The sequence below is a fragment of the Streptomyces sp. NPDC001890 genome, assembly GCF_042891445.1.
Taxonomy (GTDB): Bacteria; Actinomycetota; Actinomycetes; order Streptomycetales; family Streptomycetaceae; genus Streptomyces.
In genome coordinates this window covers 357490-377547 of record NZ_JBIATE010000004.1, presented here as the reverse complement: position 1 = coordinate 377547, position 20058 = coordinate 357490, and the positions used below count along the sequence as shown (strand labels likewise).

Annotated in this window: 23 protein-coding genes; 10 read left to right on the top strand and 13 right to left on the bottom strand. The window is 71.5% G+C overall.

The genetic code is table 11. From position 1 onward, the window contains the following. Positions 1–66 precede the first annotated feature (66 nt). Both ACFYY1_RS16255 and ACFYY1_RS16250 read right to left on the bottom strand, forming a co-directional pair. Complete coding sequence (locus tag ACFYY1_RS16255; protein WP_388585408.1) at positions 67–825, bottom strand: SDR family NAD(P)-dependent oxidoreductase; 759 nt, start codon at positions 823–825, stop codon at positions 67–69. Positions 826–910: 85 nt separating this feature from the next. After that, positions 911–1246, bottom strand: a complete 336-nt coding sequence (locus tag ACFYY1_RS16250; RefSeq protein ID WP_358941067.1) for a YnfA family protein — start codon at positions 1244–1246, stop codon at positions 911–913. Positions 1247–1345: 99 nt separating this feature from the next. On the opposite strand from ACFYY1_RS16250, the gene ACFYY1_RS16245 reads away from it, so the two are divergent. Beyond that, entirely contained in the window at positions 1346–1870 is a 525-nt protein-coding gene (locus ACFYY1_RS16245) for a hypothetical protein (RefSeq protein ID WP_388585405.1), read from the top strand. 127 nt (positions 1871–1997) lie between these two features. Here ACFYY1_RS16245 and ACFYY1_RS16240 read toward each other — a convergent pair whose 3' ends face one another. Next, on the bottom strand, positions 1998–3455 hold the full coding sequence (locus tag ACFYY1_RS16240) for an FAD-dependent monooxygenase (protein WP_388585402.1): 1458 nt from the start codon (positions 3453–3455) through the stop codon (positions 1998–2000). Positions 3456–3608: 153 nt separating this feature from the next. Between ACFYY1_RS16240 and ACFYY1_RS16235 the strand changes: the two genes are divergently transcribed. Both ACFYY1_RS16235 and ACFYY1_RS16230 read left to right on the top strand, forming a co-directional pair. After that, positions 3609–4181, top strand: a complete 573-nt coding sequence (locus ACFYY1_RS16235) for a TetR family transcriptional regulator (RefSeq protein ID WP_388585400.1) — start codon at positions 3609–3611, stop codon at positions 4179–4181. A gap of 52 nt (positions 4182–4233) precedes the next feature. Continuing rightward, complete coding sequence (locus ACFYY1_RS16230) at positions 4234–4722, top strand: MarR family winged helix-turn-helix transcriptional regulator (protein WP_388585398.1); 489 nt, start codon at positions 4234–4236, stop codon at positions 4720–4722. Between the two features lie 63 nt (positions 4723–4785). Here the strand turns inward: ACFYY1_RS16230 and ACFYY1_RS16225 are convergent, their stop codons facing one another. From ACFYY1_RS16225 to ACFYY1_RS16210, 4 genes are all read right to left on the bottom strand, one after another. Further along, a complete protein-coding gene (locus ACFYY1_RS16225) occupies positions 4786–5529 on the bottom strand; it encodes a Mut7-C RNAse domain-containing protein (RefSeq protein ID WP_388585396.1) in 744 nt (247 codons plus the stop codon). A gap of 84 nt (positions 5530–5613) precedes the next feature. Next, on the bottom strand, positions 5614–6468 hold the full coding sequence (locus ACFYY1_RS16220; protein WP_388585394.1) for an NAD(P)H-binding protein: 855 nt from the start codon (positions 6466–6468) through the stop codon (positions 5614–5616). 103 nt (positions 6469–6571) lie between these two features. Then, a complete protein-coding gene (locus ACFYY1_RS16215; RefSeq protein WP_388585391.1) occupies positions 6572–7117 on the bottom strand; it encodes a GNAT family N-acetyltransferase in 546 nt (181 codons plus the stop codon). Positions 7118–7152: 35 nt separating this feature from the next. Continuing rightward, entirely contained in the window at positions 7153–7977 is an 825-nt protein-coding gene (locus ACFYY1_RS16210) for a DUF6597 domain-containing transcriptional factor (RefSeq protein ID WP_388585388.1), read from the bottom strand. 92 nt (positions 7978–8069) lie between these two features. Here ACFYY1_RS16210 and ACFYY1_RS16205 point away from each other — a divergent pair, with 92 nt between their 5' ends. Continuing rightward, a complete protein-coding gene (locus ACFYY1_RS16205) occupies positions 8070–8642 on the top strand; it encodes a TIGR03086 family metal-binding protein (protein WP_388585387.1) in 573 nt (190 codons plus the stop codon). A 150-nt stretch (positions 8643–8792) separates the two neighbouring features. Here the strand turns inward: ACFYY1_RS16205 and ACFYY1_RS16200 are convergent, their stop codons facing one another. The 5 genes from ACFYY1_RS16200 to ACFYY1_RS16180 form a co-directional block, all read right to left on the bottom strand. After that, entirely contained in the window at positions 8793–8990 is a 198-nt protein-coding gene (locus ACFYY1_RS16200; RefSeq protein WP_388585384.1) for a hypothetical protein, read from the bottom strand. A gap of 149 nt (positions 8991–9139) precedes the next feature. After that, a complete protein-coding gene (locus ACFYY1_RS16195) occupies positions 9140–10288 on the bottom strand; it encodes a hypothetical protein (RefSeq protein ID WP_388585382.1) in 1149 nt (382 codons plus the stop codon). 109 nt (positions 10289–10397) lie between these two features. Beyond that, positions 10398–11321: a universal stress protein gene (locus tag ACFYY1_RS16190; RefSeq protein ID WP_388585380.1), complete on the bottom strand. Its 924-nt coding sequence runs from the start codon at positions 11319–11321 to the stop codon at positions 10398–10400. Between the two features lie 123 nt (positions 11322–11444). Then, positions 11445–12458, bottom strand: a complete 1014-nt coding sequence (locus tag ACFYY1_RS16185) for an Acg family FMN-binding oxidoreductase (RefSeq protein ID WP_388585377.1) — start codon at positions 12456–12458, stop codon at positions 11445–11447. Positions 12459–12657: 199 nt separating this feature from the next. Continuing rightward, positions 12658–13314, bottom strand: a complete 657-nt coding sequence (locus ACFYY1_RS16180; RefSeq protein ID WP_388585376.1) for a TetR/AcrR family transcriptional regulator — start codon at positions 13312–13314, stop codon at positions 12658–12660. Positions 13315–13473: 159 nt separating this feature from the next. On the opposite strand from ACFYY1_RS16180, the gene ACFYY1_RS16175 reads away from it, so the two are divergent. Then, a complete protein-coding gene (locus ACFYY1_RS16175; protein WP_388585373.1) occupies positions 13474–14031 on the top strand; it encodes an NADPH-dependent FMN reductase in 558 nt (185 codons plus the stop codon). A gap of 185 nt (positions 14032–14216) precedes the next feature. On the opposite strand, the gene ACFYY1_RS16170 is transcribed toward ACFYY1_RS16175, so the two are convergent. Continuing rightward, a complete protein-coding gene (locus ACFYY1_RS16170) occupies positions 14217–14807 on the bottom strand; it encodes a hypothetical protein (protein ID WP_388585371.1) in 591 nt (196 codons plus the stop codon). Between the two features lie 129 nt (positions 14808–14936). Between ACFYY1_RS16170 and hemL the strand changes: the two genes are divergently transcribed. From hemL to ACFYY1_RS16145, 5 genes are all read left to right on the top strand, one after another. Further along, positions 14937–16253 carry a glutamate-1-semialdehyde 2,1-aminomutase gene (gene hemL / locus ACFYY1_RS16165; RefSeq protein WP_388585369.1) on the top strand — a complete coding sequence of 439 codons (1317 nt, stop codon included), beginning with the start codon at positions 14937–14939 and terminating at the stop codon, positions 16251–16253. A 98-nt stretch (positions 16254–16351) separates the two neighbouring features. Next, the gene (locus ACFYY1_RS16160; protein WP_388585530.1) at positions 16352–16999 is read left to right on the top strand and encodes a histidine phosphatase family protein; all 648 of its coding nucleotides are present in this window, start codon (positions 16352–16354) and stop codon (positions 16997–16999) included. A gap of 359 nt (positions 17000–17358) precedes the next feature. Further along, positions 17359–18618: a hypothetical protein gene (locus tag ACFYY1_RS16155; protein ID WP_388585368.1), complete on the top strand. Its 1260-nt coding sequence runs from the start codon at positions 17359–17361 to the stop codon at positions 18616–18618. Between the two features lie 67 nt (positions 18619–18685). Beyond that, entirely contained in the window at positions 18686–19297 is a 612-nt protein-coding gene (locus ACFYY1_RS16150) for a TlpA family protein disulfide reductase (RefSeq protein WP_388585365.1), read from the top strand. Positions 19298–19301: 4 nt separating this feature from the next. Then, complete coding sequence (locus ACFYY1_RS16145) at positions 19302–20057, top strand: cytochrome c biogenesis CcdA family protein (RefSeq protein WP_388585362.1); 756 nt, start codon at positions 19302–19304, stop codon at positions 20055–20057. Position 20058: the final 1 nt, after the last annotated feature.

Here is a 20058-nt window from a genome sequence, read left to right as displayed (position 1 = left end):
GTCCGGTCCGGTCCGGTCCGGGCGGGTCTGGTCCGCTCCGGTCCGGCCCGGGCGGGTCTGGTCCGGTCAGGCGGTGCGGTGGACCTTGGAGTTGGAGGCCTGGGCGCGGGGGCGGACGACCAGGAGGTCGATGTTGACGTGGCTGGGCCTGGTGACGGCCCAGGAGATGGTGTCGGCCACGTCGTCCGCGGTGAGGGGGGCGTCGACGCCCGCGTACACCTTGGCGGCCTTCTCGGTGTCGCCGCGGAAGCGGGTGGTGGCGAACTCCTCGGTCTTGACCATGCCGGGGGCGACCTCGATGACGCGGACCGGGGTGCCGACGATCTCCAGGCGCAGCGTCTCGGCCAGGACGTGCTCGCCGTGCTTGGCGGCCACGTAACCGCCACCGCCCTCGTACGTGGAGAGGCCCGCGGTGGAGGACAGGATCACCACCGTGCCGTCGCCGCTCGCGGTGAGGGCGGGAAGCAGCGCCTGGGTGACGTTGAGCGTGCCGATGACGTTGGTCTCGTACATCTGGCGCCAGTCGGCGGGGTCGCCGCTGGCGACGGGGTCGGCCCCGAGTGCGCCTCCCGCGTTGTTGACGAGGACGGCGAGGGTGCGGAACGCGGTGGCGAACTCGTTCACCGCATCGCGGTCGGTGACGTCCAGCGCGTAGGCCGTGGCCTGGCGGCCCGCCTCGTTGATCTCGGCGGCGAGCGCCTCGATGCGGTCCTTGCGGCGGGCGGTCACCACGACTCGGTAGCCGGCGGCGGCGAGCTGTCGGGCGGTCGCGGCGCCGATGCCGCTGCTCGCTCCGGTGATGACGGCGATCGGGGTGGCGGCCATGGCGGACTCCTCGGACAGCTGATCGGTACGGGGGTCAGGATAGGCGGGTACGGGGCGGAGCCGGGCGGTGCGGGGTGGTGCGGGGTCAGGGGTTGCGGGGGGCGTACATGATGACCGCCATGCCGGCCAGGCAGATCAGCGCCCCGATCACGTCCCAGCGGTCGGGGCGGTAACCGTCGGCGACCATGCCCCAGGCGATCGAACCGGCGACGAAGACCCCGCCGTATGCCGCGAGGATGCGGCCGAACTCGCCGTCCGGCTGGAGCGTGGCGACGAAGCCGTAGGCGCCCAGCGCGATGACGCCCGCCCCGATCCAGATCCAGCCCCGGTGCTCGCGCACGCCCTGCCAGACCAGCCAGGCGCCCCCGATCTCGAAAAGCGCGGCGACGACGAACAGGGCGACGGATCGAGCGATGGACATGGAGCAAGGCTGCCATGTGAGGAGAGGGGAAGGGCGCGCCGAACCAGTCGGTAAATACGGATGATTCGGGGTGATCTGTATCTTCGGGACATGCTAGTGATGCATAGAGCTGCACGGGCCGTCTCCGCGACGGCGATGCTGGCCGGGAGCGTGGTGCTGGGGGCTGGGGCCGCGGTCGCTGCGCCCTCCGGCCTCCCCGAGCCCTCCGGCCTTCCGGACCCCTTCGCTGTCATTGCGCCTGAGGCCGATGTGGCGCACCACGGGCATGTCCTGCTGTGGGGTGCGGGGCTCAAGGTCCGGATGCGGATCGAGAACCACGGCCCGTCGAGCCTGGCGGGTGTGACCGTGCGCGTGCGGACGTCGGTGGCGCTCGCCGGGCGGCAGGAACTTCCGCAGAGCTGTCTGCAGGCCGACCGGCAGACCGTGTTGTGCCGGACGGGCAGCCTGCGCGCCGACGGGGCGCACGAGCGGAGGCTCGCCCTCGAACTGCGGCTGGCGGCACGGCCGGACGAGGTCGTCGTGTGGGTCGACACGCTGTGGAACGACGGAGCGACCGACCGGAGCCCCGGGAACAACGACCACGAGGTACTGGCCCCGGCCACCGGGGACGAGTACGTGTTCTGAGCCCGGACCGGCGGGGCCGGTGAGGCGGGACCCGCGCTCATCGGAGCCGACGGGGCGGGGGCCGTACTCATCGGGACCGGCGGGGCGGGACCCGTGCTCATCGGGACCGACGGGGCGGAGGCCGGGCTCATCGGGTGACTGCGGCCTGCAGGGCCACCGGGTCGGGGTGGTCGCTCGCCCAGGCGATGTAGCCGTCGGGGCGGACGAGCAGGGTGGTGGTGCGGTCGCCCTGCCAGTGGGCGTGCACCAGCGGGGCCGGTGATGCCGGAGTGGCGGCGTCGGCGGGGGTGATCAGGACGAATGTGCCGTCGCGCAACAGCTGGTGCAGGCGGCCCTCCCGCAGGCTCAGGTCGGGGGCGCGCTTCGCGGTCAGGGGATGCGTGCCGCGCGGGGCCCGGTAGGAGATGGCGATGCCGGAGACCATGCCTATGGCCTTGTCGGAGGCCGGCCGGATGGTGGCCAGTGTCCTGGCCGCCATGGTCCTCACCGTCCGCTGGAGCGGGGTGCGGGCCATGGCCAGGCGGACGAGCGCGCCGCTGGTGCGGAGCACGGTCGTGCCGACCGGGTGCCGTTCGGTGTGATAGCTGTCGAGGAGCGCCTCCGGGTCGGCCGTGTGCCCCCGCAGTACGGCGGCGAGCTTCCAGGAGAGGTTCGCGGCGTCCTGGAGGCCGGTGTTCATGCCCTGGCCGCCCGCCGGGGAGTGGACATGGGCGGCGTCCCCGGCGAGGAAGACCCGGCCGGTCCGGTAGGACGGCACCTGGCGTTCGTCGCTGTGGAAGCGGGAGATCCAGCGGGCGTCGTGCATGCCGTAGTCGGAGCCGAGGGCGACGCGGCAGATCTCGCGCAGCTCGTCGAGGTCGACGGGGTCGCTGTCGGGGGCCTGGTGTGCGCGGTGCCACCCCATCACGCGGTACCAGCCGTCGCCGAAGGGGACGATGAAGGCGAAGGCGTCTCCGCCGCCGCTGACCGTCAGGATGTCGGAGGGCTTCTCGGTGAGCCGGACATCGGCGAGGACCATCGACCGGATCACGGATCTGCCGGGGAAGGGGAGCCCGAGCGCATGGCGCACGGGGCTGCGCATCCCGTCGGTGCCGACGAGATAGCGGGCGGCGAGGGTCGTCCGGCTGCCGTCCGGCTCGCGCAGTTCGGCGGTGACGGATTGCGATGCGGGGTTCTGGTGGAGCGTGGTCAGCTCCGTGTCGTGCCGGAAGCGGACGCCGGCGGTGCGGGCCCGGCGTTCCAGCGCGCGCTCCACCTCGTACTGCGGGGTGATCAGCACGAACGGGAAGCGCGTGCGCAGCCGGGAGAGGTCGAGCGAGAGCTTCCCGAAGAAGCGCAGGGAGGTGAGGGGCGTGCCCGTCTTGATCAGCTCGTCCGCCAGGCCGCGGCTGTCGAGCAGTTCGAGCGTGCGGGCGTGCACGGCGAAGGCGCGCGTCATGTTGCTGGTCCGGCTCGGGCGGCGCTCCACGAGCGTGACGGAGACGCCCTGGGCGGCGAGATCTCCTGCCAGCAGCAGGCCGGTGGGGCCCGCGCCCACGATGAGTACGTCGACGGTCTCGGGTGCGGTGCTCGGGGTGGTGGTCATGGCTGCCTCCTGGGCCCGTACATCAGCTGTCACCTCTGCGTCGACGTGAGTAGGTCAACGCATGTTGGTCAACGAACGTTGGTCAACGCTTGTTGGCAACGGTAGCCCCGACGCGACTGGCGTGTCAACGGTTGTTGGCCTACAGTCGTTGGCATGACAGAGCCCGTCGCCGCGCCCCGCCGTTCGGATGCCACCAAGGCCGCGATCCTCGATGCCGCGCGCGAGCGGTTCGCCGCCGACGGGTACGAGCGCGCCACCATCCGTGCCATCGCCCGTGACGCGAACATCGACCCGTCGATGGTCATGCGCTACTACGGCAACAAGGAGGGGCTCTTCGTCGCCGCCTCCGCGATCGACCTGCGGATACCCGACCTGGGGGCGATGCCGGGCAAGCACGTGGGTGCGGTGCTCGTCGGGCATTTCCTGGACCGCTGGGAGGGGGACGACGTCCTCACCGGCATGCTCAGGGTCAGCGTCACCAACGAGGCGGGCGCGGAGCGGATGAGGGCGATCTTCGCCGAGCAGATCGGCGCGGTCACGAACGGGGTCTGCCCCGTCCCGGCCGAAGCGGCCCACCGTGCGGTGCTCGTCGCCTCGCAGATACTGGGGATGGCGCTCGCGCGCTACGTGCTTCGGTTCGGGCCCGCCGTCGAGATGTCGCGCGAGGAAGTGATCGCCTGGCTCGCGCCCACCGTCCAGCGCTACCTGACCGCCGAGAAGCCGTAGCCCGGCCGGTTCGCCCGGCGGTCGGGCGTCGCCTGCTTCGTACACTCTCCGCATGTCGCAGAAGTCCCAGCCCGGCCGCAGTGCGCTGATGGCCGAGCTGACCGTCGAGTCACGCCGCTACATGGCCGCCTACGCGCTCTTCAACCAGGCCGTCGCGGACCATCTGCGGCTCCACCCGACCGATCTCCAGTGCCTCAACCTGCTCGGCCTGGAGGCGGGGCCGGTCACCACGGGCCGCATCGCGGAGCTGACCGGGCTGACCACGGGGTCGGCGACCCGGCTGGTCGACCGGCTGGAGCGGGGCGGGTACGTGAGGCGCGAGCGGGACACCGTCGACCGCCGACGGGTGCTCGTCGCGACCGTGCCGGAGCGGATGGCGGAGATCGGTGCGGTGTGGGAGCGGCTGAACGGGGCCTGGGCGGCGATGTTCGAGGCGTATGACGACGACGAAGTGGCCCTGCTCATTGCCCACATGCGGCGGACGGTCGAGCTGAGCGCAGTGCAGGTCGAGGCGTTGCGGGAGGCCGGCGGCGGCACGTGACGGCCGACGCCGTGCACGACCCCGACCCCGGGGCCGGGTGCGATGCCGTGCCCGGCACCGGGGCTATGCGCCGTCCGTCGGTGTGGGTGCGAATTCCTGGAGGGCCTTCGTGACGATCGCTTCCAGATGCGAGTGGTGGGCGCCCCGCCAGTAGACGCGGTCGCACTCCGTGCACTGCGCGAAGACGTCGTACGAGCGCCGGGTGCCGTGTTCCAGCTGGTCCCTGACCGTGTCCTTGTCGGCTTCCTTCAGCGGGCCGTTGCAGGCGGTGCACCTGGTCCAGGGTGCGAGGCGCGGGGCGAACCGCTCCAGCACATCGCGGAGTTGATCTTCCGGGCGGTCACTGTAGATGTAGGCCCCGGCCCAGATCTCCCGTCGGTGCAGCAGCCCGCGGTCCCGTGACAGCAGCACGCGCCGCTCCTGTGCCGAGCGGGCGGCCAGCGCGGGATCGCCGATGTCCTCGCTCTCGTACGCCGCATCGACCCCCAGCAGCCGCAGCCGCCGGGCGAGGGTCCCGAGGTGCACGTCGAGCAGGAACCGCAGGGGCGCGCCCGGGACCTGCTGGGGGCGTTCCACGGCGCGTACCTCGACCAGTTCACCGGCCCCCGGGATGTGCGAGACCGGTACGGACCGGCCGTCGACCAGGAGCTGTCCGGCCTCGGTGAGCGGGATGCCGAGCGATTCCACGACATGACCGAGGGTGGAGGCGCCGTCCGTGGTCACGGCCGTGCGCCCCCGCCGGCGTTCATGCGCGACGAAGAGCCGCAGCTCGGGGGCGACTTCGAGGTGGATTTCCGGTCCGTTCACCCCGCCAGGATGTCATTGGCCGGGTTTGCCAGCCAGGGGGTTTCGGTTGTCGGGGTGAGCCGGTCGCGCCGGGTGTTCGCGTGCTCAGGGGCGGAACGCGGCGGCGTTCTCCTCGGCCCAGGCGGCGAAGGTGCGGGCCGGGTGACCGGTCAGCTTCTCGACATCGCCGGTCACCTCGTCCGGGATGCCGTCCGAAGCGGCCGTGTACGCGAGCAGTGCGTCGGCGAACGCCTCGGGCACGAAGCCGGCGACGGATTTCTTCCATGCCTCCCCGGTCACGGTGTTGATGGCGATGGGGTGCCCGGATGCCGCCGCCAGCAGGCCGACCTGCTCGGCGGCGGTGAGCGATTCGGGGCCGGTCAGGTGGTACGCCCCGCCCTGGAGACGGGGGTCGGTGAGCACGGCGAGGGCGGCCTCGGCGATGTCCCTCGCGTCGATGGGGCTGGTGTGGCTGTTGGGGTAGGGGAGGTCGACGCTGCCGTGGGCCCGTACCGACCGCGCCCACTGGTGCGCATTGCCGGCGAAGGCCCCCGGGCGCAGCAGCGTCGCGGTGAGGGGGGAGGTGAGCAGGGCCTGCTCCACCGCGTGGTGGGAGGCGGCGATCGGGTTGTCCTGGGCGTCCGGGGCCAGGATCGAGCTGGAGGAGAGCAGCACGATGTGGCCGACCCCGGCCGCCTCGGCCGCCGACAGAAAGGCGTCGATGCCGGACGGTTCGGCGTAGAGGAAGACGGAATCGACGCCGTCGAGAGCGGCCCCGAAGGTGGCCGGATCGCCGAGATCGCAGGCCACGACGGGTACACCGGCGGGCAGTGCGGTGGCCGTGGCGGCGAGGCCCTCGGGGGTGCGCGAGGCGGCGCGGACGGCGTGGCCGTCGCGGTGCAGCAGCGAGACGAGTGTGGAACCGACGCGGCCCCGGCATCCGGTGACGAGAGTGAGCATGGCGCAGGAGTCCCCTCTGCAGGCGCGGCAGACATGACGAATATGGCTGCGGCACGAATAAACTGCGTGACGCAGATAAATATCCAGGGGTGGGACCGGACCGTCAAACGTTTTCGAGGTCGAGCCGCCAGTCGTTCGTCAGCAGCGCATGGCCGGGTGGGTACTCGAAGTCGCACTCGCCGAGCAGGGTGAAGCCCGCCTTGCGGCACACCGCGTTCGACGCGCCGTTCCCCACGGACGGATAGGCGTGCAGAAAGCGGTGCTTGCGCTCGGCGCGGGCCTGCTCGGCGACGGCCTTCGTCGCGGCCGTGGCGATGCCCAGGCCCTGGAACTCGGGGAGGACGGCCCACCCCGTCTCGTACACCTCCTGGCCCTGCCAGGTCCGTTCCCAGAAGCCGATCGTGCCCACGGCACCAGCACCGGCACCAGTACTGGAGCCGCCCGTCAGAGCGATACGGAACATCCTGCCCCGGCCCGTGCGGTCCGCGCTCAGCTCCACGTAGCGCTCATGACGCGCCATGAGCTGCTCCTCCGTCTCGGGGCCGCCCAAGTGGTCCATCAACTCCGGGGCGTTGGCGCGGCGGAGCAGCTCCAGGTCGGCATCCGACCAGGCCTCGATCCGTACGGACGACGAAGCGGTGCGTTCCATACCGGAACTGTAGGACGCGGCACTGACATCCGGGCTCAGTGCGGGGCGAACGCCGTCGGGGGCACGCCCACCGTGGCGGTGAAGTCCCTGATCAGATGGGCCTGGTCGCTGTAACCGAGCTCCGCCGCCAGTGCCGCCCAGTCCACCCGCGGGTCCGACTCGGCCCGCTCCAGCGCCTCGTGGATGCGGTAGCGGAGGATGACCCACTTGGGGCCGACGCCGACGTACGCGGCGAAGAGCCGCTGGAGCGAGCGCGGCGACAGCCCCGCCGCGCGGGCGAGTTCGCCGACGCGGCGCACCGTGCGGTCCGTGCGCACCAGGTCGGCCAGGGCCATCGCGCGTTCGGCCTGCGGGTCGGGTTCCGGGCCGAGCGCCAGCAGGTACCGGTCGAGCGCCGCCACCCGCGCGTCCTCGTCCGCCGGATCGAGGATGTCGGCCGGCGGGGCGGGCGGGGTGAACACCTCGTCGGCGGGGAGCCGACGCCCCGTCCACTCCGCGACCGGCCTCTCCGGTGCGAACGGCCGGAATCCGCCGGGCCGGAACTTCACCCCGCAGACCCGGCCCCGGCGCTCCAGCTTCTGTGTGAAGAGCTCCAGCCCGATGCCCGAGACCTCCACGAACCCGGCGGGGCCGGGCAGGGCCGTGCCGTCCTCCTGCTCGAACCGCTGGAAGACCAGATTCACTGACGGGTGCGGCACCACATGGGAGGCGTACGGCTGCGACAGGTCCCAGTCGATGAGCCAGTAGTGGTCGACGTACGGCCGTAGCCCGACGGCGGGTTCGCGGCGGCGGAAACGTACCTGGGCGAAGAGTTCGGGGGCGTCGACGATGCCCCGGGTGTCGCGTCGAGGACCGGCCATGGCGGCGATCCTATGATCTGCGGGCCGCCGGGGGTGCGGGCGATGTCGCGTTTCTTCAAGCGCTCGTCCGCCCGGTCGTGCATCGTCGAACGATGACGAGGATCAGTGAGTTGCTGGATACGGCCGTCGGACCGGCCGTGACCGTGCTGGACGGGATCGACGACAACAGCCTCGGCGCGCCCACGCCGTGCGCGGAGTACGACGTACGGGCTCTGATCAACCATCTCTTCCAAGTGATCGTCAACTTCCAGGCCCTGGCGGCCAGGCAGGAGGTCGATTTCGGTACGACGCCGGACGTCGTCACCGGGGACTGGCGGGCCCGCTTCGGCGAGGAGGCGGCCGCGCTGGTGGCGGCCTGGGCCGTGCCCGGCGCGGACGAGGGGACCACAGGGGCCATGGGGCTTCCGGCCAGGACCGTCGGGAACATGGTGCTGGGCGATCTGACCGTCCACGCCTGGGACCTGGCGCGGGCCACCGGCCAGGAGTTCACCCCGGACGAGTCCGTACTGGGCGAGATCGGTCCCGCGCTGACCGCCATGGCCCCGATGGCCAGGGAGGCGAAGGTGTTCGGCGAGCCGTACCCCGTGCCGGACGGGGCTGGCCCCTTCGACGAGGTGCTCGCTCTGACCGGCCGGGATCCCGGCTGGCGGCCGCCCGGCGCCTGATGCCGGCGGCCGGAGGGCGAGGGTCCTGGCCCCCGCCCTCCGAAGCCTCCGGACCCCGGCCCTCCGATGCCTCCTGGCCCCGGCCCTCCGATGCCTCCGGGGACCCGCCCTCCGAAGCCCCCGTGGTGTCGTAGAGGCCGTCCAGTCCGGTCAGCGCGCCGTCCACGACGCCCTCGGCGTCCACCAGCATCGCGCGCTCGTCCCACCGGGCCGCCCGGTGGGCCGCCCGGTGGGATACGGGGACGGGGGCGCCGGGCGCCGACGCCGCCAGCAGCTCTCGCGCGCCGCGTAGATGCCGCAGGCGAAGAGCAGTACGGGGATGGACAGGGCCAGCAGGGTGTCGCCCACGGCAGACCTCCTCGCGCACACGGGACCAAGGCAGGTCTCTTCTGCATCGGCAGGTTCGCCGGGCCGGCTGAAGATCTTTCTTCGGCCAATGATTCCGGCAATGATTCAGCCAACGATTCAGCCATCGCCTCGGCCGTGATCCGGCCGGTCTACCGGCTCCACACATGCACCGCGTCGCCCGGCTCCGACACCGTGTACCAGGTACCGTCGCCGAGCGCCGTGGGTGCGCCGGATATCGGGAACGGGTACGTGACCTGCGCGGCCACCCGCATCTGCGACCCGGCCGTGCTCACCAGCCAGTGGCGCTGCTCGCCGTACTCGTAGTCCCGCTCCGCCGTACCGGCGATGAGGGTCTCCTCGTCGAGGAAGCCGCACTCGTAGTCCCAGAGCGTCTCGTCGGCGTCCTGGTCGTCGGGATCGGCCTCGGGGTGGCGGGGGACGGCGTGCTCGGCGTCGAGTTCGGCGAGTACGGAACCGTCGTCGATCCGGTGCACGCCGAGCGTCTCCTCGTAATGGGTCACCGTCACGAAGCGGCCCCCCGAGGGGCTCACCCCCGTCAGGATCCGTTCGTCGTTGCAGAACTGCTCGACGGAGAGCTTCTCGCCGTCCCACCGGCCCCACCGCAGCGGCACCCCGTCCTGGCCCTCGCCGACGCTCAGCCCCATCCGGGCGGGGTCGGGATGCGGGACGTGATCGGAACCGGCCGCCACCGTCTCGGTCTCCGCCCGGCCGAGCACCCGTCCGTCGGCGGCGTCGATGACCAGCCACTCGTCCAGTGCCTCCGGATCGGGCCCGGACGCGGCGACCGGCCCGCGGATATGGGCCCAGACCAGCGCCCCGTCGGCGGAGAACACGGCCGAGCCGCTGTCCGCGTACAGATGCCGGCGGTCCGCCGCGTACTCCTCGTACGTGCTGTGGAGCGTGCGGCAGCTGCCGTCCCAGCAGCCGTGCCGCACCTCCCAGCGCACCGACCCCGTGGGATCCACCGCGCGCACCGCGTGCACCCCGGCGAAGACCGCGAGCCCGCCGCGCGGCGACACCGTGCAGGTGCCGAAGTCGCGGGGCCAGGGCGCGGGGAAGCGGACCGGCGCCGCGTCCGGGTCGCCGGGGTCGACGGCGACCAGTTCGGCGTCGCCGCGCTGGACGAGCAGGCGTCGGCCGGCTGTCCGCGGCCCGCCGCCGGCCCCGGGTGTCGCGTCCGGCCAGTGCAGGAGCTGCGGGGCGTCCGCCGTGTTCTGTGCGCGGTCCAGCGGTGCGGCGAGTGTGGTGACGAGGCGTGCGGCGGCGGTGTCGGCCATGGGGTGGGCCCTCCCCGTTCGTGTCGTGCGTGAGCGCGCCGACTCGTACGTCGGCGCGTCGGTACGGGGAGAACCGTAAGGCCGGCCGAAGGAAGCCCGGTCGGCGGCCTCAGACCTGGTAGGTGTCCGGGACGACGGCCACCGGGCAGGGCGAGTAGTGCAGCACCGCGTGGTTGACCGGGCCCAGTTGGAGACCGAGCCATACGCTGGTCCGCCGGGCGCCGACGACCAGGAGTTCCGCGGTCTCGGCGGCTTCGATCAGCACCTGGTGCGCCGGTCCCTGCGCCACCGACCGGTGGATGACGACGGCTCCGGAGCCGTCCCGGGCCTCCTGCGTGTCCTGCTTCTTCCGCGCCTCCAGGGTTTCCAGGGCCTTCAGGACCTCTTCGAGGTGTTCCTCGGCCTGGTGGCGGTGGGCGGAAGAGGAGGAGCCGGGGAGGGGCGGGTGGCTGAGGAGCGCGTGCGCGGGGCGGCGCCAGGCGCGTACGGCGGTGAGCTCGCCGTGTCGCGACGCGGCCTGGGCCAGGGCGAAGACGGCGGCGGCCGACGGGCCGGTGGCGTCGCTGATCCCGACGACGACGCGGCCGGGTGTCGCCGGTGCGCCGGGCTGCCGCGCCGGAACCACCACGACCGGGCAGTGCGACCGGCCGGCCAGCGCCAGTCCCACGGACCCCAGCAGCATTCCGGCGATCCGGCCCCGGCCCCGGGAGCCCAGGACGACGAGTGACGCCTCGTGGCTCTCCCGCACGAGGGCGGCCACCGGGTCCTCGGGCTGCACGTCGGCCACCACGCTCACCTCGGGACTGAGATCCCGTACTCGGTCCCGGGCCGAGGCGACCAGATGCTCGGCGAGGAGCTGCTCGCCGGGGACCTGGGGGTCGGCGGGGGGCCGCAGGCCCTCGTAGTGCTCCCACAACGACGCGTGGACGACGCGCAGGGGGAGCCGGGTACGGGCCGCTTCCGCCGCGGCCCAGTCCAGGGCCCGCAGGCTGCCCTCCGAGCCGTCCACCCCGACGACCACCGGAAGCCCCATCGCTCCCACCGTCCTTCCCGCTTCCGCGTCGGTCCGATCGCTTCCACGTCGGTCCGATCGTCTCCACGTCGGTCCGATCGTCTCCGCGTCGGTCCGATCGTCTCCACGGTGTGCCGACCGTTCCTACGGCTCGATCGTCAGCACCCGGTCTGGGCGGCGGCGCGGTGTCCGCGGCCCAGTGGGCCCGTAACCCATGCGGATGATCATCTGGGGGTGTCCCGTGCCGTGGAGCGGGTCGCGCAGGACCCAGCGCAGGTCCGGCCATTCGACGGGCTGGGTCGCGAACGAGGTGGACACCGCGTCCAGCGTGGCGGCGAGCAGGACGCGCTCCAGCGCCTGACCGGCGCGGAGCCAGTCCGCCGGACGGTCGTTCTCGGTGCTCAGCAGGGCCAGCTGCGGCCGTCGCTCGAACAGGACGCGGGGCCGGCCGGCGGGGGCGCGGGTGCCGGTGAAATCGCGGTTGATCGCCCGCTCGGAGGCGTCGCGCGGGCCGAAGGCGTAGTCGGGGATGCCGTCGTCCGGTGCGTCGGTCCTGGTGAACCGGGCCCAGTGCTCCTGCTCGGCCTCCCGTGCCGGGTCGGCGCGGTCGTATCCCTCGGCGTCCCGGATCAGGTCGAGCACGGTCTCCAGATGGGGCGGGGCCAGGAACGCGAGGTCCGCGCCCTCGGTACGGGCCGCGTCCACGAGGCGTGCGCGGACGTCGTCGGGGATCGGCTGCTCGTCGAACGGGTAGCGGCTGGTGTGCCGCTCCGCGATCGCGGGGTGGAGGGCGCGGAGCGCTTCGTCGGCCCGGTCGCCCGGGGTGCCGGGGCGGCTGCCGGGAGCGGTGTCGAGCCGTACGGCCGCCAGGAACGCCGGATCCGACGGGGCGGGCAGCAACGTGGTGGCCGCGCTCAGGCCGTGGTGGGCGGCGGACACCCGCAGGTTCAGCAGGGCCGCGCCGCAGCCCACGTGCAGGGCGCGGGCCGAGGGGTCGGCCGCAGGCAGCGCGCGCTCGAAGTCGGCCCGGAGGGCGAGCGTGCGGTCGCCGCGCGAGTACCGGAAGAGCCAGGGCTGGGCGTTGTGCATGGACGGTGCGGCGGTGGCGTCGGCGACGAGGTCGGTCACCACCGTGTCGGTGAGCGTCTGGGCGGACATCTGACCCCCGCGGATCGGGAACTGTCGATGTCTTTCCAGCATGTATCAAGTGCCGCCGGGACGGTACGGGAGACGGCCCGGGTTTCCGGGGTCTCGCCGGGTGGGGACCGTGGTCGAGGGGCCCGGGACCGGGCGGTTGCCCGGAGCCGGCCGCGGACGAACGCCCCGGGACGTACTCGGGCGGTTGCCCGAGGCGTCCTCAGGCGGGTGCCCCCAGGCGGGTGACCAGGTGGTGCCAGGCCGCCTCCAGGTGCTCCACCGGTATGCCGCGCTCGATGGTGAGGTGGTGGACGAGGGCGGCGTCGATGGAGGCCAGCAGCGTGTGCGCGAGCAGCTCCGGATCGCCGGGCACCTTCGCCTGCCGCAGCAGCATCGCGAGGTGGTTGAGGCGCAGCCGGAGCGCCGGGACGGTGTAGTTGCGCAGCGGGTCGGTACGGCTGGCCAAAATCAGCGGGTGGTTGTCGCGTTCGTGGCGCAGGACGGCGGGCCCGAAGGCGTGCAGCCGCTCCGCCGCGGGGGCGTCCGGGCCCAGTGGCGGCGGGCCGGAGAGGAAGGCGGCCTGGAGCTGCTTCTCCCGGTGGTCCAGGAGCGCGAGCAGGAGCCCGGCCCGGTCGCCGAAGCGCCGGAAGACCGTTCCCTTGCCCACCCCCGCCGCGGCGGCCACCGACTCCATGGTCAGGTCCGCCGCCCCGCATCCGGTCAGGAGCCGGGAGGCGGCGTCCAGCAGGAGCGTGCGGTTGCGTGCCGCGTCCGCCCGCAGCTGCGGGGGTTCGTCGATCGGGGCGAGCGGGAGGCTCGTCCGTGCTTCTCCGGGTTCGGGCGGTCTCGGCGTCGGAGGGGTGGCGGAGCCGGTCATGTCCTCAGAGTAACGCCCGGAAGAGACAAGTGGACCGCGGTCCGTTTAGGTGGTACAACTTTAAACGGACCACGGTCCGCTTGATACGACGTGTTCGACGCACTCGACGTGTTCGACGTATTTCGATGTACCTGCCTCTCCGCCTCCCGGGAGTTACCCATGTCTGTACGCATCCTCGCGCTCGTCGGCAGCCTCCGCGCCGGTTCGCACAACCGCCAGCTCGCCGAAGCCGCCGCCAAGCACGCCCCTGAGGGCTCCGAGATCGAGCTGTTCGAGGGCCTGGCCGAGGTGCCCTTCTACAACGAGGACCTCGATGTCGAGGGAAGCGTCCCGGCCGCTGCCGCCCGGCTGCGTGAGGTGGCTGCGAACGCCGACGCGTTCCTGCTCTTCTCGCCCGAGTACAACGGCACCATGCCGGCCGTCCTGAAGAACGCCATCGACTGGCTGTCCCGCCCGTTCGGCGCCGGCGCCATCGCCGGCAAGCCGGTCGCCGTGGTCGGCACCGCCTTCGGTCAGTACGGCGGCGTCTGGGCGCAGGACGACGCCCGCAAGTCCGCCGGCATCGCGGGTGCCGTGGTCCTGGAGGACGTCAAGCTGTCAATCCCGGGCTCCGTGACGCGCTTCGCGGAGACCCACCCGGCCGACGACGCCGAGGTCGTCACCGCCATCACCGAGGTGATCGGCAAGGTGCGCTCGGCCGCTTCCGTGGCCGCCTGACCTTCCGCTTCATCTCTGATTCAGCTTCATCTCTGATTCATCCGCGCGCGGCCGCGGGGTGGGCGAGGACGCCACCCCGCGGCCGCGCGCGGCGCTGTTCCCGCGGGGGCCGCGCTTCCCCGCCCCCGGGCCACCGCCCCGCCGCCGGACGCCGGTTTCGTACGGGACGGCCCACGATCCCCGGGTCAGGGCCAGACCAGGCAGTACGCCTGGTGTCCCGCGTCGTGCAGCCGGTGCGAGAAGTCCTGCCACTCGTGCAGGAGCTGGTAGACGTTGAACGCGTCGCGCGGGCCGCCGCGGTCCGGGACCGTGGACCAGATGAACGCCGCGGCGCCCACCGACTCCTCGCCGACGCCGCGCAGCGGGTCGACGACCGTCATCGGAAGCTTGACCACCGCGTAGTCGGGGTGCAGCACCACCAGTTCGAGCGGCGGGACCTTGTGCAGGGGTATGCCCTGGATTCCGGTGAGGACCATCGCCGCCACCGTCTCCGGCTTGATCTTGGTGAACATGCCGCCCATGCCCAGTTCGTCGCCGCCGAGCTCCTCGGGGCGCATCGAAATGGGCACGCGTGCCGCGGTGGCCCCGTCGGGGGCACCGAAGTACTTGTAGGTCACCCCCACCCGGCCACCACTCCTGCTCCCGGCTCCGCCACCCTGCGCCCCACCGGCCCGTATGCCTTGCTCGCGCTCCGCATCACGCCGGTGCCGACCCCGCCGGGCAGGCTCGGGCCCCAGGTCGTCGGTCCCTTCGCCCACTCCGCCACCGCGATGCATATCTCATCCACCCGACTACTACTTAGGAGACACAGCCCCCGCCGTGCAACCCGATCATCGTGTCAGTGACCTCCCCCACAGGCGTGCGGTGAAACACCTGTCCGCAAGACCGTCCGCGGCTCTGACACCATGGCTTGTGTGAGCTTTCCCTATGACGCCCCAGTTTCGCAGACGCTTTTCGACCGCGCGTCCCTCGTGACGCCCGGCGGCGTGAACTCTCCCGTACGTGCCTTCCGGGCCGTGGGCGGTACGCCCCGCTTCATGGTGTCCGGCAGCGGTCCGTATCTCACCGACGCCGACGGCCGTGAGTATGTCGACCTCGTGTGCTCGTGGGGGCCGATGATCCTCGGCCACTCCCACCCGGAGGTCATCGCCGCAGTCCAGGAGGCCGTCGCCCGCGGTACCTCGTTCGGTACGCCCGGTGAGGGCGAGGTCGCGCTCGCCGAGGAGATCGTGGCCCGGGTCGAGCCCGTGGAGCAGGTGCGGCTGGTGTCGTCCGGCACCGAGGCGACCATGTCCGCGATCCGCCTCGCCCGTGGATTCACCGGCCGGGCCAAGGTGGTGAAGTTCGCCGGCTGCTACCACGGCCACGTCGACGCGCTGCTCGCCGCCGCCGGTTCCGGGGTCGCGACCTTCGGCCTCCCGGACACCCCCGGGGTCACCGGTGCGCAGGCCGGCGACACGATCGTGCTGCCGTACAACGACCTGGACGCCGTCCGCGAGGCGTTCGCCGCGCACCCCGGCGAGATCGCCTGTGTGATCACCGAGGCATCGCCGGGCAACATGGGCGTCGTACCGCCGCTGGACGGTTTCAACGCCGGGCTCAAGGAGCTGTGCGCCGCGAACGGTGCGCTCTACATCTCCGACGAGGTCATGACCGGGTTCCGCACGTCGAAGGCCGGCTGGTTCGGCGTCGACGGCGTGCGGCCCGACCTGATGACCTTCGGCAAGGTCATGGGCGGCGGCTTCCCGGCCGCGGCCTTCGGCGGCCGCGCGGACGTGATGGCCCACCTCGCCCCGGCCGGCCCCGTCTACCAGGCGGGCACCCTCTCCGGGAACCCGATCGCCACCGCCGCCGGCCTCGCCCAGCTGCGGCTGCTCGACGACGCGGCGTACGCCAAGGTGGACGCGGTCTCCGCGGAGATCCGCGGCCTGGTCAGCGAGGCGCTGGACAAGGAGGGCGTGGCCCACACCGTGCAGGCGGCGAGCAACATGTTCTCCGTCTTCTTCACCGACCGCCCGGTGCGGAACTACGAGGACGCCAAGCAGCAGGAAGCTTTCCGCTTCACCGCCTTCTTCCACTCGCTGCTGTCGCAGGGCGTCTACCTGCCGCCGTCGGCCTTCGAGTCCTGGTTCGTCTCCACCGCCCACGACACGCAGGCCGTCGAGCGCATCGCCGCCGCCCTGCCCGCCGCCGCCCGCGCCGCCTCGGAGGCCACCGCATGAGCGAGAACGAAAGCCGTGAGGAGGAGAACCGAAGCGGCAAGCAGGAAGACGGAGCCCGCAAGGGCAAGGACGGCAAGGACATCACCGTCGTCCATCTGATGCGGCACGGCGAGGTGCACAACCCCGAGGGTGTGCTCTACGGGCGCCGCCCCGGCTACCACCTCTCCGAGCTCGGCCGGCAGATGGCCGACCGGGTCGCCGAGCACCTGACCGGCCGCGACATCACCCATGTCGTCGCCTCGCCGCTGGAGCGCGCCCAGGAGACGGCGACCCCGATCGCCAAGTCGCACGGCCTGGACCTGGCCACCGACGGGCGGCTCATCGAGGCGGCCAACGTCTTCGAGGGCAAGACCTTCGGCGTCGGTGACGGCGCGCTGCGCAAGCCGGACAACTGGAAGCACCTGACGAACCCGTTCCGCCCGTCGTGGGGCGAGCCGTACATCGAGCAAGTCGTACGGATGATGGGCGCGCTGGACGCGGCGCGCGACGCGGCCCGCGGCCACGAGGCGGTGTGCGTCAGCCACCAGCTGCCGATCTGGATCGTGCGCAGCTTCGTCGAGCGGCGGCGGCTGTGGCACGACCCGCGCAAGCGGCAGTGCACCCTCGCCTCGCTGACCAGCTTCACGTACCAGGGCGACAAGATCGTGTCGGTCGGGTACTCGGAGCCGGCGCGTGACCTGGTGCCGGCGCATCTGCGGGCCGGGGCGAAGCCGGTGAAGGGGAAGTCGAAGGCGTTCGGCGCGTAGCCGGCCCATGAGCCGGCGGGGGCGGGAACGGCGCGGGGCGCGGGGGTCCCGGGCCCGGGACCGGTCGCCGGGTGCTGGTTTGTTCTTGGTCGATGTTTGGTTCTCCATCGCCGGACGGGCTTGATCTTTCGCCCGTCCGGCGATTCGTCTGCGGTCCGTGACGGCGGTCTGCGATGGCGGTCGAGCGCTGCTCCCGCCCTGTCCCGCCCCGCCTGCTAGGTCATGTGTTCGGTCATGGCCAAGACCTAGTCACGTAACGAATTGTGTGCTTATCAGCGGAACCCCCGTGTTGATTCCGCCATCTAACCCATCGCCAGTTTGTATGGACTTAAGGCAAAACGACCGCAGATGGGGTAATCATGCGCGACATCAGCCGAAGGGGTCTGCTCGGAGCCGGGCTTGGAGCCGCCGCGGCCGTCGGGGTGGCGGGCTGCGGCACCTTCGGCTCCTCCGGCTCTTCGGGCACGAGTCGGCCGGGGACCACGGGGGAGAAGGGGTCCGACGGGAGCACGCGCGGAACCGGGCCCGCGAAGAAGGACGTGCGCGAGATCGGGGACGGTTCCACCGCCGACACCGGAAAGCAGCCGCACCAGCCCGCCAAGCCGGTTCCGCTGGAGCCCGGCGAGACCCCGCCGCAGTTCGTGATCTTTTCCTGGGACGGGGCGGGCGAGGTCGGCAATGGACTCTTCCCGCGCTTTCTGGAACTCGCCAAGGAGCATGACGCGGCGATGACCTTCTTCCTGTCGGGGCTCTATCTGCTGCCCGAGTCGAAGAAGTCCATGTACCGGCCGCCCAACAACCCCGTCGGCGCCTCCGACATCGGTTATCTCACCGACGCCCACATCAAGGAGACGCTGAAGAACGTCCGGCAGGCCTGGCTCGACGGGCACGAGATCGGCACCCACTTCAACGGGCATTTCTGCAGCGGTTCCGGATCGGTCGCGAACTGGTCGTCCACGCAGTGGCGGAACGAAATCGATCAGGCGGTCTCGTTCGTGACCGAATGGCGCACGAACACCGGCTGGACCGACCTCGACCCGCTGCCTTTCGACTACCGCAAGGAACTGATCGGCGGCCGCGCCCCCTGCCTGCTCGGCCAGGAGAATCTGCTGCCGACCGCGAGCAGACTCGGCTGGCGCTACGACGCCAGCTCGCCCGGCGGCACCCAGGTCTGGCCCAAGCAGCGGGACGGCGTCTGGGACCTGCCGCTCCAGGCCATGCCGTTCCCGGGGCACACCTTCGAGGTCCTCTCGATGGACTACAACATCCTCGCCAACCAGTCATTGAATTCGACCAAGGGCATGCCCTCGCGGTATCCCGAATGGCGCGAGCAGGCCACCCAGTCGTACCTCGCCGGTTTCAATCGCGCGTACGCGTCGAATCGCGCTCCCTTCTACATCGGAAACCACTTCGAGGAGTGGAACGGCGGCATCTACATGGACGCCGTCGAGGAAGTGCTGAAGAGAATCGCGGGGAAGCCGGATGTGCGCCTCGTCTCCTTCCGGCAGTTCGTCGACTGGCTCGACGTCCAGACCCCGGCCGTACTCGACAAGCTCCGCACACTGGAGGTCGGACAGTCGCCCGAAGGTGGCTGGAACACCTTCTTTAAACAAGCCTGACAACGGGCTTTACGGGCACCGAGGGGGGTGCCCGAGATCGCCGGAACCGCCATGCGAAACTTTTCACATGAGCCATGGCCGCGCACCTCGACGCCGCTTCACCCTGCTCGCCGCCCCCGCTGCGGTCGCCGCCCTCGCCCTCACGCTGACCGCGTGCGGCGGGGACGGCAACAAGGCCGGCGGCGGTGGTAACACGAACTTCGTCACGGGCAGTGGCGGCATCTCCACCGTGGACAAGGGCGACCGCAAGGCCGCCCCGAAGCTGGACGGCGAGACCCTCGACGGCAAGCAGCTCGACGTCGCCGACTACAAGGGCAAGGTCGTCGTACTGAACATCTGGGGCTCGTGGTGCGGGCCCTGCCGCCTTGAGGCCCAGTACTTCTCGCGGGTCGCGAAGGAGATGAAGGGCAAGGACGTCCAGTTCGTCGGGATCAACACACGGGATGCCCAGAAGGGCCCCGCGGTGAGTTTCGAGAAGGACTACGGAGTCCCGTACCCGAGCATCTTCGACCCGACGGGCAAGCTCATGCTCCGCTTCCCCAAGGGCACGCTGCGTCCGCAGTCCATTCCGTCGACCGTGGTCCTGGACCGGGACGGGAAGATCGCCGCCCGTTCGCTGGCCGCGCTCGACTCGGAGCAGCTGCACAAGATGATCGACCCGCTGGTCGCGGAGAAGTGACCAGGTGATCGCCCTCGCCGCCCAGGACGAGATCGTGAGGAGCGGGGCCCTGCTGGTCGCCCTGCCCCTGGCCGTGCTCGCCGGGCTCGTCTCGTTCTTCTCGCCGTGCGTTCTGCCGCTCGTTCCGGGATACCTCAGTTACGTCACCGGGGTCAGCGGCACGGACCTCGCGCAGGCCCGGCGCGGGCGGATGGTCGCGGGTGCCTCGCTCTTCGTGCTCGGCTTCACCGCCGTGTTCGTCTCCGGCGGCGCGCTCTTCGGCTTCTTCGGCCAGACTCTTCAGGACAACAGCGGGATACTCACCAAGGTCCTCGGCGCGCTGATGATCCTGATGGGGATCTTCTTCATGGGCCTGATGCCCTGGATGACCCAGCGTGAGTTCCGTATCCACAAGAGGCCGGTGACCGGACTGGTGGGCGCACCGCTGCTGGGCGCCCTCTTCGGGATCGGCTGGACCCCGTGCCTCGGCCCGACGCTCAGCTCGGTGAGCATCCTCGCGATGGACCAGGGAACCGCCGGGCGCGGGGCGATACTGACCGTCGCGTACTGCCTCGGCCTCGGCGTCCCCTTCGTGCTCGCGGCCGTCGCCTTCCGCAAGGCGCTCGGCGCGTTCGGCTGGGTCAAGCGGCACTACGCATGGGTCATGCGCATCGGTGGCGGCATGATGATCGTGACCGGTCTCCTCCTGCTGACCGGCGCGTGGGGCACGATGATGCAGCAATTGCAGGTCTGGTCCAACGGCTTCACGGTGGGGATCTGAG

Excerpts from the sequence above, each read along its gene's own strand:
- ACFYY1_RS16255 (WP_388585408.1), bottom strand. The coding sequence starts at position 825 with ATGGCCGCCACCCCGATCGCCGTCATCACCGGAGCGAGCAGCGGCATC.
- ACFYY1_RS16250 (WP_358941067.1), bottom strand. The coding sequence starts at position 1,246 with ATGTCCATCGCTCGATCCGTCGCCCTGTTCGTCGTCGCCGCGCTTTTC.
- ACFYY1_RS16245 (WP_388585405.1), top strand. The coding sequence starts at position 1,346 with ATGCATAGAGCTGCACGGGCCGTCTCCGCGACGGCGATGCTGGCCGGG.
- ACFYY1_RS16240 (WP_388585402.1), bottom strand. The coding sequence starts at position 3,455 with ATGACCACCACCCCGAGCACCGCACCCGAGACCGTCGACGTACTCATC.
- ACFYY1_RS16235 (WP_388585400.1), top strand. The coding sequence starts at position 3,609 with ATGACAGAGCCCGTCGCCGCGCCCCGCCGTTCGGATGCCACCAAGGCC.
- ACFYY1_RS16230 (WP_388585398.1), top strand. The coding sequence starts at position 4,234 with ATGTCGCAGAAGTCCCAGCCCGGCCGCAGTGCGCTGATGGCCGAGCTG.
- ACFYY1_RS16220 (WP_388585394.1), bottom strand. The coding sequence starts at position 6,468 with ATGCTCACTCTCGTCACCGGATGCCGGGGCCGCGTCGGTTCCACACTC.
- ACFYY1_RS16215 (WP_388585391.1), bottom strand. The coding sequence starts at position 7,117 with ATGGAACGCACCGCTTCGTCGTCCGTACGGATCGAGGCCTGGTCGGAT.
- ACFYY1_RS16210 (WP_388585388.1), bottom strand. The coding sequence starts at position 7,977 with ATGGCCGGTCCTCGACGCGACACCCGGGGCATCGTCGACGCCCCCGAA.
- ACFYY1_RS16205 (WP_388585387.1), top strand. The coding sequence starts at position 8,070 with ATGACGAGGATCAGTGAGTTGCTGGATACGGCCGTCGGACCGGCCGTG.
- ACFYY1_RS16195 (WP_388585382.1), bottom strand. The coding sequence starts at position 10,288 with ATGGCCGACACCGCCGCCGCACGCCTCGTCACCACACTCGCCGCACCG.
- ACFYY1_RS16190 (WP_388585380.1), bottom strand. The coding sequence starts at position 11,321 with ATGGGGCTTCCGGTGGTCGTCGGGGTGGACGGCTCGGAGGGCAGCCTG.
- ACFYY1_RS16185 (WP_388585377.1), bottom strand. The coding sequence starts at position 12,458 with ATGTCCGCCCAGACGCTCACCGACACGGTGGTGACCGACCTCGTCGCC.
- ACFYY1_RS16180 (WP_388585376.1), bottom strand. The coding sequence starts at position 13,314 with ATGACCGGCTCCGCCACCCCTCCGACGCCGAGACCGCCCGAACCCGGA.
- ACFYY1_RS16175 (WP_388585373.1), top strand. The coding sequence starts at position 13,474 with ATGTCTGTACGCATCCTCGCGCTCGTCGGCAGCCTCCGCGCCGGTTCG.
- ACFYY1_RS16170 (WP_388585371.1), bottom strand. The coding sequence starts at position 14,807 with ATGCATCGCGGTGGCGGAGTGGGCGAAGGGACCGACGACCTGGGGCCC.
- hemL (WP_388585369.1), top strand. The coding sequence starts at position 14,937 with ATGGCTTGTGTGAGCTTTCCCTATGACGCCCCAGTTTCGCAGACGCTT.
- ACFYY1_RS16160 (WP_388585530.1), top strand. The coding sequence starts at position 16,352 with ATGCGGCACGGCGAGGTGCACAACCCCGAGGGTGTGCTCTACGGGCGC.
- ACFYY1_RS16155 (WP_388585368.1), top strand. The coding sequence starts at position 17,359 with ATGCGCGACATCAGCCGAAGGGGTCTGCTCGGAGCCGGGCTTGGAGCC.
- ACFYY1_RS16150 (WP_388585365.1), top strand. The coding sequence starts at position 18,686 with ATGAGCCATGGCCGCGCACCTCGACGCCGCTTCACCCTGCTCGCCGCC.